The organism is Streptomyces sp. NPDC059679 (genome assembly GCF_042734105.1).
In the GTDB taxonomy this organism is placed as follows: domain Bacteria; phylum Actinomycetota; class Actinomycetes; order Streptomycetales; family Streptomycetaceae; genus Streptomyces.
In genome coordinates, this window is record NZ_JBHWES010000007.1 from 1 (window position 1) to 14636 (window position 14636).

At 72.3% G+C, this 14636-nt stretch carries 13 protein-coding genes; 3 read left to right on the top strand and 10 right to left on the bottom strand.

The window, feature by feature from the left end:
* Positions 1-242: 242 nt before the first annotated feature.
* From ACFV2X_RS10635 to ACFV2X_RS10645, 3 genes are all read left to right on the top strand, one after another.
* Positions 243-800: an RNA polymerase sigma factor gene (locus ACFV2X_RS10635; RefSeq protein WP_385614033.1), complete on the top strand. Its 558-nt coding sequence runs from the start codon at positions 243-245 to the stop codon at positions 798-800.
* A gap of 1 nt (position 801) precedes the next feature.
* The gene (locus ACFV2X_RS10640; protein ID WP_385614036.1) at positions 802-2004 is read left to right on the top strand and encodes a CU044_5270 family protein; all 1203 of its coding nucleotides are present in this window, start codon (positions 802-804) and stop codon (positions 2002-2004) included.
* A 95-nt stretch (positions 2005-2099) separates the two neighbouring features.
* Positions 2100-3311, top strand: a complete 1212-nt coding sequence (locus tag ACFV2X_RS10645; protein ID WP_385614039.1) for a hypothetical protein — start codon at positions 2100-2102, stop codon at positions 3309-3311.
* Here the strand turns inward: ACFV2X_RS10645 and nirD are convergent.
* The 10 genes from nirD to ACFV2X_RS10695 form a co-directional block, all read right to left on the bottom strand.
* A complete protein-coding gene (gene nirD / locus ACFV2X_RS10650; protein WP_385614042.1) occupies positions 3294-3677 on the bottom strand; it encodes a nitrite reductase small subunit NirD in 384 nt (127 codons plus the stop codon). The two genes, ACFV2X_RS10645 and nirD, sit on opposite strands and share 18 nt — an antisense overlap.
* The gene (gene nirB, locus ACFV2X_RS10655) at positions 3674-6292 is read right to left on the bottom strand and encodes a nitrite reductase large subunit NirB (RefSeq protein ID WP_385614045.1); all 2619 of its coding nucleotides are present in this window, start codon (positions 6290-6292) and stop codon (positions 3674-3676) included. The genes nirD and nirB overlap by 4 nt, the downstream gene beginning before the upstream one ends.
* A 2-nt stretch (positions 6293-6294) precedes the next feature.
* Positions 6295-7632, bottom strand: a complete 1338-nt coding sequence (locus ACFV2X_RS10660) for an NAD(P)/FAD-dependent oxidoreductase (protein WP_385614047.1) — start codon at positions 7630-7632, stop codon at positions 6295-6297.
* A 68-nt stretch (positions 7633-7700) separates the two neighbouring features.
* The gene (locus tag ACFV2X_RS10665; protein WP_385614050.1) at positions 7701-9041 is read right to left on the bottom strand and encodes a cytochrome P450; all 1341 of its coding nucleotides are present in this window, start codon (positions 9039-9041) and stop codon (positions 7701-7703) included.
* Entirely contained in the window at positions 9038-10315 is a 1278-nt protein-coding gene (locus ACFV2X_RS10670; RefSeq protein WP_385614053.1) for a cytochrome P450, read from the bottom strand. Before ACFV2X_RS10670 ends, ACFV2X_RS10665 begins: the two co-directional genes overlap by 4 nt.
* The gene (locus ACFV2X_RS10675; RefSeq protein WP_089507007.1) at positions 10312-10878 is read right to left on the bottom strand and encodes an ATP/GTP-binding protein; all 567 of its coding nucleotides are present in this window, start codon (positions 10876-10878) and stop codon (positions 10312-10314) included. The genes ACFV2X_RS10670 and ACFV2X_RS10675 overlap by 4 nt, the downstream gene beginning before the upstream one ends.
* A 262-nt stretch (positions 10879-11140) precedes the next feature.
* Positions 11141-11500: a DUF742 domain-containing protein gene (locus ACFV2X_RS10680; RefSeq protein ID WP_014179897.1), complete on the bottom strand. Its 360-nt coding sequence runs from the start codon at positions 11498-11500 to the stop codon at positions 11141-11143.
* Positions 11497-11943, bottom strand: a complete 447-nt coding sequence (locus ACFV2X_RS10685; protein WP_385614056.1) for a roadblock/LC7 domain-containing protein — start codon at positions 11941-11943, stop codon at positions 11497-11499. The genes ACFV2X_RS10680 and ACFV2X_RS10685 overlap by 4 nt, the downstream gene beginning before the upstream one ends.
* A complete protein-coding gene (locus ACFV2X_RS10690; RefSeq protein WP_385614058.1) occupies positions 11943-13223 on the bottom strand; it encodes an ATP-binding protein in 1281 nt (426 codons plus the stop codon). Before ACFV2X_RS10690 ends, ACFV2X_RS10685 begins: the two co-directional genes overlap by 1 nt.
* An 87-nt stretch (positions 13224-13310) precedes the next feature.
* Complete coding sequence (locus ACFV2X_RS10695) at positions 13311-14636, bottom strand: ATP-binding protein (RefSeq protein WP_385614061.1); 1326 nt, start codon at positions 14634-14636, stop codon at positions 13311-13313.

Here is a 14636-nt window from a genome sequence, read left to right on the forward strand (position 1 = left end):
GTGGGGGGGGTGTCCCCCTCCAAAAAACCCCCCGCAACTCAGGCTCCGGCATCCGTGCTGGCGGGAGAACGCCGCGGAGCGGAGCCGCACACGGGCAGGGGCTCGACACCGCGGGAGGGGGCGGGTCAGGGGAGAGCTTCCCTCGGCCACCGCCCGCCACCCGAAAAGATTCTCCTCAGGGTGTAAGAAATCGCGGTTCTCGACCACTGCCAGGTGAGAGAGCCGAGATGAGGAGACGGCGCGTGACCGACGCCCAACGCTTCCGTGACCTGTACGAGGAGTGCCATCCCCGGGTGCTCGCCTACGCCTCGAGCCTGGTGGGGCGGCAGGTCGGTGAGGACATCACCAGCGAGACCTTCACGGTCGCCTGGCGGCGGATGCGGGACATCCCCACGCCACCGCTGCCGTGGCTGCTCGGCGTGGCCCGCAATCTGACCCGCGAGCTGCGCCGCCGCGACGGCAGACAGTACGCCCTGGCCGCGGAGGAGGCCCAGCGCATCATCGCCTCCGGCCCCCACGTCGGGGATGTGGCCGCGGATGTGACCGAGCGCGAGGCGGCGCTGCAGGCGCTGGCCACGCTGTCCGACGCGGACCGCGAGGTGCTGACGCTGGTCGCCTGGCACGGGCTCGGCCCGAGACAGGCGGCACGCGTCCTCGGCTGTGCCACCGCTACGTTCTCGGTGCGGCTGCACCGGGCCAGGCGGCGGCTGGAGCGGGCCGTCAGCGTGGCGGAGGGCTCGGCCGGACTCTCGCGCGAAGTTCGTGGTTCTCGCCCGAAAGTGACAGTGAAGGAGCACTGACATGGCACGTAAGCGGCCCGATGTCATGAAGACACTGGCGGACGCCCGGCCCCTGGAGTTCGACCCGGAGCGCCTGGCCGGCTCGGCCGGTTCGGAACGCGCCCGGCACGACCTGATCACCATCCTCAACAGCGCCCCGGAGGCGCCGGAAGCCCGCCGGTCCGCAGGGTCCGCCCGGCCGTTCACCTGGCGGTGGGCGCTGCCCGTCGCCGCGACGGCGGCCGCGGCCGGGGTGCTCGTCGCCACCCTGCCCCAGGACGGCTCGGGCTCCGACGGCTCCCGCGCCACCGCCCGGCCCACCACGGCCGGCCCCCGGCACACCCCCGAGAACGGCCGCCTCGCGCTGCTGAACGTGGCCAACCGGCTGGAGAGCGAGGCGGACGAGGGCACGTACTGGCAGTCGACCACCCGGTCGGGCTGGATCGGCGTCGTCGCCGAGTCCGGGTCGACCTTCGCGGTCGTCACCTCCGAGACACAGCAGTGGTCCTTCGGGGTAAAGCCCGGTACGCAGAGCCTGTGGATCTCGGGGATCGACGCCACCACCGAGCCACGTACCGAGCGCGACACAGCGCGCTGGCGGGCCGCCGGATCGCCGAAGGACGTCACGCTCGCCGAGTCCGGCTCCCTGCCGGGTGGCAAGCTCGGTCTGCGGATCGAGTCAGGGTCCGAGAAGCGGCCGACGGTGACCCGGATCAACCAGGGTGACAAGATCGCCGCCCTCGGCGCGCGCAATGTGACGTACGCGGATCTGCGGACGCTCCCCGCCGACACCGCGAAGCTGAAGGAGCACCTGGAGGGCCTGTACGAGGAGGACCGCGGCAGCGAGATCTCCGGCCGCACCGAGTGGATGTGGCGGCAGGCGGCCAACTTGATCAGCCTCCCGGTCAAGCCCGAGGTGCGGGCCGCCGCGTACCGCGTCATCGCGGATCTGCCGGGCATCCGGTCGCTCGGCGAGGTGACCGACCCGCTGGGCCGCAAGGGGGTCGGCTTCGCGCTGCCCGCGACCGAACGGCCCGACTACGGGACCGCGCGGTCGGAGCTGATCGTGGATCCGGCGACCGGCGCCCTGCTGTCCGACCAGCAGGTGCTGACCAAGCCGAATGCGCAGGCCGCCGAGGCGGGGCTCACCGCGGGCACGGTGGTGAACCACACCGCCACCGTGACGTCGAAGTGGACGGACCGGCAGCTGAGGACCCCCAAATGACCGGGCGGGGTGATCGGTAAGGCAAGGTCACCTGTAAGAACCGTCGCCCGGCGGCCAATTCCTTCTGAGAGCACCAACCGAGCAGAAGGAGCACCATGGCCAGGAACGCAGGGCTGCGCATAGCGGTAGCGGTGTGCGCGATCGCACTTGGCTCGTCAGGGGCGCAGGCGAACGCCGAGACCGGCACTGCGACCACCACCGCGTCCGATCGGGCGGCCCGTGCCGCCACCCCCTGGCAACTGGCAACGCCGCTGAGCGAGACCGTCTCCACGGAGTTCTGGGACGTCGCCTCGACCGGCGCCAAGGACGCCTGGGCGGTGGGCCGCAAGACAGACCGCGCCGACGGGGGCACCCCCACGATCAGACACTGGAACGGCACCGCGTGGACGGACGTCCCCGCCGCCACCACGGGTGGCAAGGCCGCGCGGCTGGAGAAGGTCGCGGCCTCGGCGCCCGGCGACGCCTGGGCGGCCGGGACGCTGGACGACAACATGTCCGCGCCGCTCGTGCTTCAGCACTGGGACGGCAAGAAGTGGAGCAAGGTCGACCACGCGGCCCCCGCGGAGGGGTCGCTGAGCTTCATCGGCGACCTCGCCACGTTCGGCACGAAGTCGGCCTGGCTGACCAGTTTCGACTGGGATCCGAACGGCGCCGCCCAGGTCTCCCGTCTGGAGCGCTGGACCGGCTCCGGGTGGCAGAAGGTGGCCCTGCCCGCGGCCCCCGGCGGTGGCCAGGTGCAGCCCTGGGACATCACCGGCACCGGCCCGGACGACGTCTGGGTCACCGCCGACGCGGCGACCGGAGAGAAGACCGTACCGCTGCTGTACCACTGGAACGGCCGCGGCTGGACGGTCCGCGAGGTGCCCACCCCCAGTGAGCACCCGACCGGCTGGGTGGCCAACCACGCCGTGGCCACCGGCCGTAACTCGGTCTATGTCGTCGGGAAGACCAACGACCCGCAGGCGCCCACGGCCACCATGGCCGCCCGGTGGACCGGCAGCCGCTGGCAGTCGCTGCCCGCGCTCCCCGTCGACGAGGCGAACGCGGCGGGCGCGGACGGCGCCGGGGGCCTGTGGATCGCCGGCTGGACCCCGGGCGGCGACGCCCACTCCGTGATGGCCCGCTGGACCGGTACGGAGTGGGCGACCGAGAAGCTGCCCGCCGACGTCACCGAGCACAGCGAGATGTCCACGGTGTTCGGCATCGCCGCCGTCCCGGGGACGAAGGGCGTGCTCGCCGCGGGTGCGGCAGGCTGCGCGAGCGACCCCGTCCAGTGCGGGATCGTCGTCTCACGCGACCTGGGCTGACACCCCGCCCATGTGCTCTTGAGTACGGGCCGCATACGCCTGGACGGCGACCCCCTCGTCGTCCAGGCACCGCCCCGTCTCCAGGTCGAAACGCTGCTTCAGCAGCGGCGAGGCGACGAAGGGCCGTGTCCCCACGGAGCCCAGCAGGCCCCGCGAGAGCACATACGCGCCGGTGAACGGATCGCGGTTGTCGATCGCGTACGCCCGCCCCGTCCGGTCCAGGAACACCGCGACCTGCGTCCCGTCCGGCAGCAGCGCGGCCACCCCGCGCCCCGGCGTCAGGTCCGAGAGGTCGCAGACCGCGAACCACCGCTGGTCGATCAGGAGTTCCACGCGGACATCGATCCGCTCGGGTGCCATGGTCATCGGCTTGCGGTCCCTTCGAGGGTACGGACGGGGATGCTGGGGCCGGAGAGGATCGTCAGGTCCGGCTTCACCTGGTCGCGCTCGGGCACGAACTTCACCGTCGGGTCCGGCGCGCCCGGCGCGTTGACGAAGGACACAAAGCGCCGCAGCCGCTCCGGGTCCTCCAGGGTCTCGGCCCACTCGTCGCGGTAGCCCGCCACATGGTCGGCCATCAGCGCCTCCAGCTCGGCGCACAGCCCCAGCGAGTCGTCGACCACCACATCCCGTACGTGGTCGAGGCCGCCCTCGATCCGCTCCAGCCACGCGGAGGTGCGCTCCAGCCGGTCCGCGGTGCGGATGTAGAACATCAGGAACCGGTCGATCAGCCGGATCAACTGCTCGTCGTCGAGGTCCTGGGCGAGCAGATCGGCGTGGCGCGGGTCCGCGCCGCCGTTGCCCCCGACGTACAGGTTCCAGCCGTTCGAGGTGGCGATCACCCCGAAGTCCTTGCCGCGCGCCTCCGCGCACTCGCGCGCACACCCGGAGACGGCCGACTTCAGCTTGTGCGGGGAGCGCAGCCCCCGGTAGCGCAGCTCCAGGTCGATGGCCATCCGCACCGAGTCCTGTACGCCGTAGCGGCACCAGGTCTGCCCCACGCACGACTTCACGGTGCGCAGCGCCTTGCCGTACGCATGGCCCGATTCGAACCCGGCCTCCACCAGCCGCGCCCAGATCGGCGGCAGCTGGTCCACCCGGGCGCCGAACAGATCGATCCGCTGCCCGCCGGTGATCTTCGTGTAGAGCCCGAAGTCCCGCGCCACCTCGCCGATGACGATCAGCTTCTCGGGGGTGATCTCCCCGCCGGGGATGCGCGGCACGATCGAATACGAACCGTTGCGCTGGAGGTTGGCGAGGAAGTGATCGTTGGTGTCCTGGAGCGCCGCCTGCTCACCGTCCAGCACATAGCCGCTGGCGCCCACCGTCGGCGCGAGCGAGGCGATGATCGACGCCACGGTCGGCTTGCAGATCTCGCAGCCGTTGCCGCTGCGCGCCTCGTCGCGGCCGTGGCTGTCCAGCAGCGCGGCGTACGAGGTGATGCGCAGCGTCCGGACGATCTCGTACAGCTCGGCCCGGGTGTAGGAGAAGCAGCCGCACAGCCCCTTGTCGACGCTGACGCCGCTCGCCTCCAGCTCGTCGTTGACCAGGGTGGTCAGCGCCTTGAGGCAGCTGCCGCAGCCGGTGCCCGCCTTGGTGCACTTCTTCACCTCGGGGACCGTGGTGCACTGGTGGTCGGTGACCGCCGAACGGATGCTGCCCTTGGTGACGTTGTGGCAGTTGCAGATCACCGCCTCGTCCGGCAGCGAGGACGGGCCGATCGCGGCCGGCGCTCCAAGACCGGCCGGCAGCACCAACTGCTCGGGCGCGACCGGCGGCACGCTGCCGGTCAGCGGGCGCAGCATGCCGTACGACTCGGCGTCGCCAACCAGCACCCCGCCGAGCAGCGCCCCGTCCGCGCCGATCACCAGCTTCTTGTAGACGCCCGCGCGGGAGTCGGCGTACACCACGTCCAGACAGCCCTCGGCCGTGCCGTGCGCATCGCCGAAGGAGGCCACGTCCACGCCGAGCAGCTTGAGTTTGGTGGAGGTGTCGGCTCCCGTGAAGCCGCTCTCCTCGCTGCTCGCCTCCGCGATCTCGTCCGCGGCCACCAGCGCCATCTCGTACCCCGGCGCCACCAGCCCGTATACCCGGCCGTCCGCGGCCAGCGCGCACTCGCCGATCGCGAACACCGCCGGATCGCTCGTACGGCATCGCTCGTCCACCGCGATCCCGCCGCGCTCCCCGACCGTCAGCCCGCAGTCGCGCGCCAGCTGGTCGCGGGGGCGTACGCCCGCCGAGAAGATGACCAGATCGGTGTCGATGGACGACCCGTCGGAGAGGGCCATCGCGGAGACCGCGCCGTCCGTGTCTGCTGTGATCTCCTTGCCGCCGACGCCCGTGTGCACGACCAGGCCCATGTCCTCCACGGTCCGCCGCAGCGCGGCGCCGCCGCCCTCGTCCACCTGGATCGCCATCAGCCGCGGATTGAACTCCACGATGTGGGTGGTCAGCCCGAGCCCCTTGAGCGCGCCCGCCGCCTCCAGGCCCAGCAGCCCGCCGCCGACCACGGTGCCGGACGAGCAGTTCTTGGCGTACTCCTCGATCTCCAGCAGGTCCTCGATGGTGCGGTAGACGAAACAGCCCCGGCTGTCCTTGCCCGGCACCGGCGGCACGAACGGATACGAGCCGGTGGCCAGCACCAGCGAGTCGTACGCGACGGTCAGCCCCGAACGCGCGGTGACCGTGCGCGCGGCGCGGTCGATGTGCTCAGCCGGGTCGCCCAGATGCAGCTCGATACCGTGCCGGGCCATGAAGCCGTCCTCCACGAGGGACAGGTCATCGGGGGTCCGGCCGGAGAAGTACGAGGTCAGCTGGACGCGGTCATAGGCCGGCCGCGGCTCCTCGCACAACACGACGACCCGGGCGCGCTCGGTCACGCCCCGCTCGACGAGCCCTTCCAGGAAGCGCTGGCCGACCATGCCGTGCCCGACGAGCACGATGGTGGGGGCGGCGGTGGGGGCAGAGTTGGGTGCGCTCATCGTCAGGAGCCTCCATCGTTGGTCAGCAGGTGCAGCAAGGGGGCGGAGGGGAGCGGTTCGTCACCCTCCCAGGTGCGGGCGAGCGCGCCGACGCTGCCGAGATCGCCGAGCAGAATCCCCCCGACGAGCCGATCCCCACGGACCACGACCTTCCGGTACGCGTTCCGTGTGGCGTCGGCCAGATGCACGACGTCGTCGCCGGGGGCGGGGGTGGTCTCGCCGAACGCGGCGAGGTCGAGCGGGCTGGACGCGGCGGCGAGTGTGAGGCGGGTGAGCGTGCGGCTTCCCGTGTACCGGGGGCCGGTTTCGTCGCCGTGTGCCGCCCGGTGGTCGGGTTGTGCCCACCCGTGCCGCCCTGCGGAACGACTGCCCACAACGTGTGCCAGCACGTCCGCCTGGTCCTGGGCTGGGCCGGCCAGGCCGTACAGGATGCCGGCGTGCTCCGCGCAGTCGCCGATCGCGAAGATCCGGGGGTCGCTCGTGCGCAGTTGGTCGTCCACGACGATGCCGCGCGCCACGGTGAGGCCGGCCGCGTGGGCCAGGCCGACGCGGGGGCGGGCGCCGCAGGCGAGGATGACCAGGTCGGCCTCGAGGGCGTATCCGTCCGCCAGTTCCACGGCGCGAACGGCGCGCCCGCCGCCGGAAGCGGACACGGACCGCGTGCGCAGCCCCCGTACGCGGCACTCCGTATGGACCTCCACGCCCAGCGCCGTCACATGGCGCCGCAGCATCGCAGCCGCGCCCGTGTCCAGCTGCCGTTCCATGAGGTGTTCGCCCTGGTGGGCGAGGACGACCTGGGCGCCGCGCTGGGCCAGGGCCCGTGCCGCGGAGACGCCGAGCAGGCCGCCGCCGATGACGACGGCGCGGACGCCGGGGCGGATGGCCGCGCCGAGGGCCAGGCAGTCGTCCATGGTGCGGAAGGCGTGGACGCCGTCCGGCAGGTCGTGGCCGTGGGGTTCGAAGAGCCCGCGCAGCGGGGGCAGCACCGGGTTGGAGCCGGTGGCCAGCACCAGCGCGTCGTACGGGACGCGGCGCCCGTCGTCGCATACGACCTCGCCCGGGTCGCGGTCGAGCCGGACCACGCGTACGCCGCTCAGCCGACGGCCGACAGCAAGGGCCGGGAGGGCGATGACATCGGGGGCGTACCGCCCGGCGAGGACTTCGGCGAGCAGCACACGGTTGTACGCCGGGTGCGGCTCCTCGCCGATGATCGTCACCTCGACAACGCCGTCGGCGGCCGTCGCGGCGAGTTGCTGCGCCAGCCGCGTTCCGGCCATGCCGCCGCCGACGATCACCACCCGCCGACCGCTGCCCGGCTCCGGCTCCCTGTACGACCTCATGCCAGGAAGCGTGCGGGGTGCCTGTTACCCGGCCGCATCACCGCCGTTTCCCTGAAGCAACGCTGCCCTCAGCGCGCCCCGTAAGCCGTTGTGAGCCGCACCGGCAGCTCCTGCGGGCTGTTTCCGACGAAGCTCGGGTGCGGGACGAGCGCGTCGTCGGGGACGGCCAGGTCAAGGCCGGGGAAGCGGGTGAACAGCGCGTCGAGGGCGACCGTGGCCTCCATACGGGCCAGCGGCGCGCCGAGGCAGTAGTGCGCGCCGTGACCGAAGGACAGATGGCGGGCGGCGTCGCGGCGGGTGTGGCGGGTGATGTCGAAGCGGTCGGCGTCCGCGCCGTGGGCGCGCGGGTCGCGCCCGGCGGAGGTGTACGAGACGAGGACGGGGGCGCCCTGGGGGATCACCGTGCCGCCGACGGCCAGGTCGCGGGTCGGGTAGCGGAAGGGGAAGAGGCTGACGGGGCTGTCGTAGCGCAGGGTCTCCTCGACCACATCGCCCCAGGACGCCTCGCCGACGCCGGAGCGCACCAGCTCCAGCTGGTCGCGGTGGGCGCACAGCGCCCGCACGGCGTTGGTGATCAGGTTGAGCGTGGTCTCGTGCCCGGCGATGATCATCAGCAGCAGCGTGCCGATGAGCTCTTCCTCGCTGAGCCGGTCACCGTCTTCCTCGCGCGCGGCTATCAGCGCGCTCGTCAGATCGTCGCCCGGCGAGCGCAGCCGCGCGGCGGCCACCTGGCCCAGGATGGCGATCATCTCGCGGTTGGCGGCCAGCGCCCGCTCGGGGGCGGTGCGGGTGCCGACGATGTCGTTGGAGAGGGCGTGCAGCCGGTCCTGGTGCTCGGGGCCGACGCCGAGCAGCCGGCAGATCACGCCCATGGGCAGCGGCAGCGCGAAGTGGCGGCGCAGGTCGACCACCCCGTCGGGGGCCTCGGCGGCGGCCTCGGCCAGCCGGTCCAGGAGGGCGGCGGTCAGCTCTTCGACGGCGGGGCGCAGCGCCTCCACCCGGCGCGGGGTGAACGCCCGGGTGACCAGGGAGCGCAGCCGTTTGTGGTCGGCGCCGTCGGCGGTGGTCATGCCCCGTACGGTGGCGAAGGTCGCCAGCGGCCAGCCGGGCGGGATCTCACCGTCTCGCAGCGCGGCGAAGTGGCGGGCGTCCTTGGCGACTTGGGGGTGGGTGGTGAAGTCCTTGAGCTCTTCGTGGCGGGTGATGGCGTAGGCCGTGACATCGCCGGGCAGCAGGACCGGGACCGCGGCCGCGCGCTCCCGCAGCCGTGCGTTGACCGCGTGCTGACCGGCCCCGGTGGGGTCCAGCCGGTGCGGGGCGGGGGCGGCGTGCGCCGGGGCGGCGTGCGGCACGGGGCACTGGCCGTCGGTCGCGTCGGTCGCATCAGCCGCGTCAGTCGCGTCGGTCATCGTAAGTCTCCTGAGTCTGCCGGGTGGGTGCCCGCCGCCGCGTCCGCCGCGAGCTGCGGAGCGGTGAACCGCACCGGCAGTCCGGCCAGGTTCTTCGACCAGGGCGAGGTGATCCAGGCCAACTGGTCCTCCGGCACCGCGAGTTCGAGGTCGGGCAGCCGGTGCCGGAGGGTGTCCACGGCGGTCCGGGTGATCAGCCGCGCCGGGTCCCGCGCCGGGCAGGTGTGCGGGCCGGCGCCGAAGGCGAGGTGGGAGCGGTTGCCGATGACCGGACGGCCGTCCTCGGGCAGCACCTCGGGGTCGGCGTTCGCCCCCGCCAGGCCCAGGATGAGCATGTCCCCGGCGCGGATGTGCTGTCCGCCGAAGCGCAGATCGCGGGTGGCGTAGCGGCCGGGGAAGTTGGCGGTGGGCGGATGGCGCCACAGCACCAGGTCCAGCGCGTCGTCGACCGTGAGGTGGCCGCGGGCCAGCGAGGAGCGGAAGCCCGGGTCGGTGAGGAGGATCCGTACGGTGTCGGCGATCCAGTTCACGGTCGTCTGGTTCCCCGCCACGATGATCACTACGAGGTTGTGCAGCACTTCCTGGTCGCTGAGGCCGACCGGGTGCTCCAGCAGCCAGGAGGTCAGATCCGCGCCCGGCTGCCGCTTCTTCTGCTCGATCAGCTCCAGCAGGATGCCGCCCATGCGCCGGTTGGCGCCGGTGGCGGCGGCGGTGGGGTTGACGATGGCGGCGATCGCCTCGACCAGCCGCGGTCCGCGCTCCTCGTCCAGGCCCAGGATCTGGGTGACGACCTGCAGCGGGAGCAGCCGCGCGTACTGCGGCACCAGATCCGCCTCATGCCGGTCCGCGAACCCGGCGATCAGCCGCTCGGCGGCGGACCGCACCGTACGGATCAGCTCGTGCCCGTCGAGCCGGCCCAGCGCCTCGGCGACCGCCGAGCGCATCCGGCGGTGCTGCTGGCCATCGGCGAACAGCAGCGCCGGGCGCCAGCCGACCAGCGGGATCAGCGGCGAGTCGGGCGGCACGCGGCCGTCGCGCAGCGGGGTCCAGCGCCTGGGGTCGTGCGAGAAGTACTGCTCGTCACGGGTCAGATGAAGCAGCTCGCGATGGCCGAGCACCAGCCATGCCTCGATGCCGGGCGCGATGGCGACGGGCACGACCGGGCCGTGGTCGCGGCGCATCCGCTCGTACAGCGCGGGTATGTCGCCGTCCAACCCCGGCCCGTACAGCGGCACCGGGACCGGCAGCGCGCCATCGGCCCAACCGGCCGTCACGACGCCTCCGTGATGGTTTCTATGAGGTGGGAGACCAGCGAGATCAGCGCCTGGACGGAGGACTTGTGCTCCCGGGCGTCACAGATGACCAGCGGGGTGTGGGGGAGCAGATCGAGCGCGGAGCGCAGATCGTCCTCGCTGTGCAGCACGCTGTCGGGGAACGCGTTGACCGCGACGGAGAACGGGACGTCCAGGTCCTCCAGATGCCCGATGGCGTCGAAGGATGCCTCAAGATCGCGGGTGTCGACAAGTGCGAGCGCGCCCAGCGCGCCGCGCGCCAGGTCCTTCCACGCGGGTAGAAAACGCTGCTGCCCCGGCGTGCCGAACAGATAGAGCACCAACTCGCCGCCGAGCGTGATCCGGCCGAAGTCCAGGGCCACCGTGGTCGTGATCTTGGACGGCCGTACGGCGGTGTCGAGGCGGGCGCCCGCCTGGGTCATGGTCGCCTCGGTGGACAGCGGCTTGATCTCCGAGACCGTGCCGATCAGCGTGGTCTTGCCGACGCCCATGGGGCCGACGACCAGGATCTTGGCCGCGCCGGACACGCTGGACTGCACATACATGACGGGTGTGCCGGCCAGATCGTCGGCGTCGTCCGCGTCGGCCGAGTCGTCCGCGTCGTTCATGTCGGCCATCTTGTCCCCGTCACCCTCGTCGTCTTCGTCGTTCACGCCGCCGTCCACGTCGTGCACACCGTCCCTGTCATCGGCGCCCTCCGCACCGCCTGTTCCGCCCGCGCCGCCTGTTCCTCCCGCTCCGTCCGCGTCGCCCGATCCGTCTGCCGCACAGTCCGGGTCGTCCGTGCCGCCTGCTCCGTCCGAGATCTCAGAGCTTGCTCTCAAGCCCATCGAGCACCTTCCTCAGCAAGTCCCTGTCGGCACGCTTGGCGGCCCGGACGGGCGGGCGCGCCACGATATGCCCCCAGTCGATGAGATCTGCCAGCAGCACCTGCACCACGGCCGGTGGCTGGCCGAGGTGCGCGGCCACCTCCGCCACCGACAGCAGACCCTGACAGAAGTCGACGATCCGCCGGTACTCCGGCTGAAGATCCGGGGGCGGCGCGCTTCCCGAGGCCATGACGAGCGTCTCCCACGGAAGCTCGTCCCGTGAGGAACCCGCGCGGCCACGTGTGATCACGTAGGGCCGCACGGCCGGGGTGGTCCGTTCCTCGCGGGGCTCGTTCATGGCGTCGAGGTCATCGACTCCCGGGGGCGGCTGCTCAGATGGGCGCCTATTTTCGCCACGAGTAACTGCATCTGCTGGGCCACCAGACCGACATCCGCTTCCATATCGGTGGCCACGCCCAGAGACGCCCGCTGGCCGGCCGAGGTGAACAGCACGAACCCCTTGTCGGACTCGACCATGAGCTGCCGCACCCCCGCGTCGTCGCCGAATAACAGTGCCGCCGTGGACTGCCCGGTCACCGTGAGCGCCGCGCAGGCGGCGGCCAGCGACTCGGCCTCCGCCACGTCCAGTTGGGGCACATCCCCTGTCAGCCCCTCGGCGGAGCCGTGCCCCATGCGCAGACCGTCCTCCGAGACGACGACGGCATGTCGCACGCCCGGGATCTGCGTCAGCGGACGCAGCATCCATCCAACGTCCGGCAGCCTGGATATGGTTCCGGCCACTACCGGCCTCCTTCTCGATCTGCTCGGTCCTGTTGGTCGGCTTGGTCGGCCTCGGCCACCTCCGCGCGCCCGCGACGGGTGCCGGAGACGATGCTGGCGATGGACGCGCGGGCGGCCTCGGGGGTCCACGGGTCGCAGGTGGGGGCGGCGGAACCGGAACCGGGTACGGATCCGGTTCCAGGGTCGGGCGCCCCGGCTCCGGGCGTCTTCTGGTTCGTACGACGGCGGTTGCGCCGCTGCGGCAGCCCGGAATCGGCTCCGGAGTCGGCCCCGATGGGCGCGGGTGCGGCCGGGGCGGTCATGGGCTCGATGACGACCGGCTCCGTGTCCACGACCGGCTCGGCGCCCCCGCCGAGCAGCCGGTGCGGTACGAAGACCACCACCCGCGTCCCGCCGTACGCCGAGGCGGTCGACAGCTCCACGCTGAAGCCGAGCTCCCGCGACCACCGCCCGACACAGGCGAGCCCCAGCCGCGGCACCGCCCCCAGCTCGGCCAGGTCGAGCCCGTCCCGGAGCTGGGCGACAGCCTGCTCCAGCACATCGGGCGGCATACCGAGCCCCGCGTCGTCGATCTCGACGACCGCGCCCGCGGCGACCTCCCGGATGGAGACCGCGACCTGGGTGCGCGAGGGGGAGAACACCGCGGCGTTCTCCAGCAGTTCGGCGATCGCGTGCATCAGACCCTCGACCGCGGGCGCCACCACGTACAGCGTCTGGCCGCCGTGCACATCGACCCGCCCGAACTCCACGATCCGCGACTGCGCGCCGCGCACACAGTCGAAGAGCGTCACCGGCCGGGTCTCGCGCCGCGCGGGCCAGATCCCGCACATCACCATCAGGGTCTGCGCCTTGCGGGTCATCTGGGCCGCGGCGTGGTCGGCCTTCATCACCTCGGCCATCAAGGCCGCCTCGCTGATGCGCTGTTCCAGGCCGTCGAGCACCTGCTGCTGCACCACCGCCATGGCGTGCATATTCCTGGCCACGGACTCGAACGACGCCTGGACGGAGTCGCGCAGATTCCGCTCCCGGCGGGCCGCCTCGTCCAGCTCGGCCCGTACGGCGGACAGCCGGGCCACCTCCTCGCCGCGCTCGGCCGCGACGGCCCGTTCCCGTTCGGCTTCGGCCCGCGCCTCAGCGGCGGCTGCCCGCTCCCGCTCGGCCGCCGTACGCGCCTCGGCGAGCGCCGTACGCAGCCTGGCGACCCATAACGAGACCAGCAGCAGCGTCAGCACCAGCAGCGCGGATGCGACGGCGATGACTCCCGCCGTCTCCGACAACACCTTCGTACACCTCCACCCGCGATGCGGCCAAGAACGGGCAGATACTACTGACCAACCGATCAGTCTGTTCCGGTAGTTGTCAAAGTCTCATCTCACAACGGCAGTCGTAGGCAGCCGCAGCAGCACCCGGGCCCCTCCTCGAGGGCTGGTGTGGAGGGTCAGGGTCCCGCCGTGGGCGTGTGCGATGTCCTTGGCGATCGCGAGGCCGAGGCCGGTGCCGCCGTCCTGCCGGTCGCGGGCGTCGTCCAGCCGGGTGAAGCGCTCGAAGACGCGCTCGCGGTCGGATTCGGGGATGCCGGGGCCGTCGTCGTCCACGGAGAGCTCGACCATGTCGTCGCGGACCGCGACACCGACCGAGACGGCCGTGCGGGCGTGTCTGCGGGCGTTGTCGGTGAGGTTGGTGAGCAGCCGGGAGAGCTGTACGCGGCTGCCGTGGACGACGGCGGGTGCGACGGGCGCGAGGGGCGGGCCGTCCTCGCCGGACGCCACCACCGTGCCGGGATGCCGCCGCACCTCCTCGGCCGCCAGCGCCGCGAGGTCCACGGGGGCCCGGGGCGGCGCCTCCTGGGCGTCGAGCCTGGCGAGCAGCAGCAGGTCGGAGGCGACGGCCTGGAGGCGTTCGGTGTCCTGGAGCGCCTTGTGCACGGCGGTCGGCCAGTCCGTCCGCGAGGGCCGGGCCAGGGCGAGTTCGAGCTGGGCCCGCACGGCCGCGATGGGGCTGCGCAGCTCGTGGGAGGCGTCCGCGACGAACTGGCGCTGCCGGTTCATGGCCTGATGCAGCCGGTCCAGCGTGGCGTTCATCGTCCGCGCCAGCCGGGAGATCTCGTCGCGCGCCTTGGACACCGGGACCCGGCGGTGCAGATCGCGCTCGGTGATCTCGGTGAACTCCTCACGTATGGCGGCCACCGGACGCAGCGCGCGCCCGACCAGCAGCCAGGTGAGGGCGGCCACGAACAGTACGAGTCCGGCGGCGGCAGGGGCGACCTGGCGCAGCAGCAGCTGGGTGGCGTTGTCGAGGGCGGTGGTCGAGGGGGCGACGTCCACGCTGTACGCCGTGTGGGTCCCCACGGCGAGGACGGTGGGCACCTGGCTGTCGAACGCGCCGCCCCGCGGGGCTTCCGTCGGACGTCCGGCGGTGATCCTCTCTCCCGTCACCTTCTTGATGGTCACCCGTTGGGGCGTGACGACCAGCGCCTTGTCCGCCAGCCTCGTCTTCCCGGACGCCGCCAGTTGGTTCTCGACGCTGACGGCGGCCTGTCTGGCGTCCGTCTTCGCGCTGTCCCGCAGGTTCTGCTGGAGGACCAGGACCAGGGCCAGCATGCACACCCCTATGGCCAGGGCGACGGTGCCCACGGCGGCCAGCGTGGCCTTGGCGCGGACACTCATCCCGGTCAGCAGGCTCATGGATCTCAT

What these genes read in the sequence shown, in the direction of transcription:
- ACFV2X_RS10695 (WP_385614061.1), bottom strand. Translation starts at nt 14,636, where the DNA reads ATGAGATCCATGAGCCTGCTGACCGGGATGAGTGTCCGCGCCAAGGCC.
- ACFV2X_RS10645 (WP_385614039.1), top strand. Translation starts at nt 2,100, where the DNA reads ATGGCCAGGAACGCAGGGCTGCGCATAGCGGTAGCGGTGTGCGCGATC.
- ACFV2X_RS10675 (WP_089507007.1), bottom strand. Translation starts at nt 10,878, where the DNA reads ATGTATGTGCAGTCCAGCGTGTCCGGCGCGGCCAAGATCCTGGTCGTC.
- ACFV2X_RS10640 (WP_385614036.1), top strand. Translation starts at nt 802, where the DNA reads ATGGCACGTAAGCGGCCCGATGTCATGAAGACACTGGCGGACGCCCGG.
- ACFV2X_RS10660 (WP_385614047.1), bottom strand. Translation starts at nt 7,632, where the DNA reads ATGAGGTCGTACAGGGAGCCGGAGCCGGGCAGCGGTCGGCGGGTGGTG.
- nirD (WP_385614042.1), bottom strand. Translation starts at nt 3,677, where the DNA reads ATGACCATGGCACCCGAGCGGATCGATGTCCGCGTGGAACTCCTGATC.
- nirB (WP_385614045.1), bottom strand. Translation starts at nt 6,292, where the DNA reads ATGAGCGCACCCAACTCTGCCCCCACCGCCGCCCCCACCATCGTGCTC.
- ACFV2X_RS10680 (WP_014179897.1), bottom strand. Translation starts at nt 11,500, where the DNA reads ATGAACGAGCCCCGCGAGGAACGGACCACCCCGGCCGTGCGGCCCTAC.
- ACFV2X_RS10665 (WP_385614050.1), bottom strand. Translation starts at nt 9,041, where the DNA reads ATGACCGACGCGACTGACGCGGCTGATGCGACCGACGCGACCGACGGC.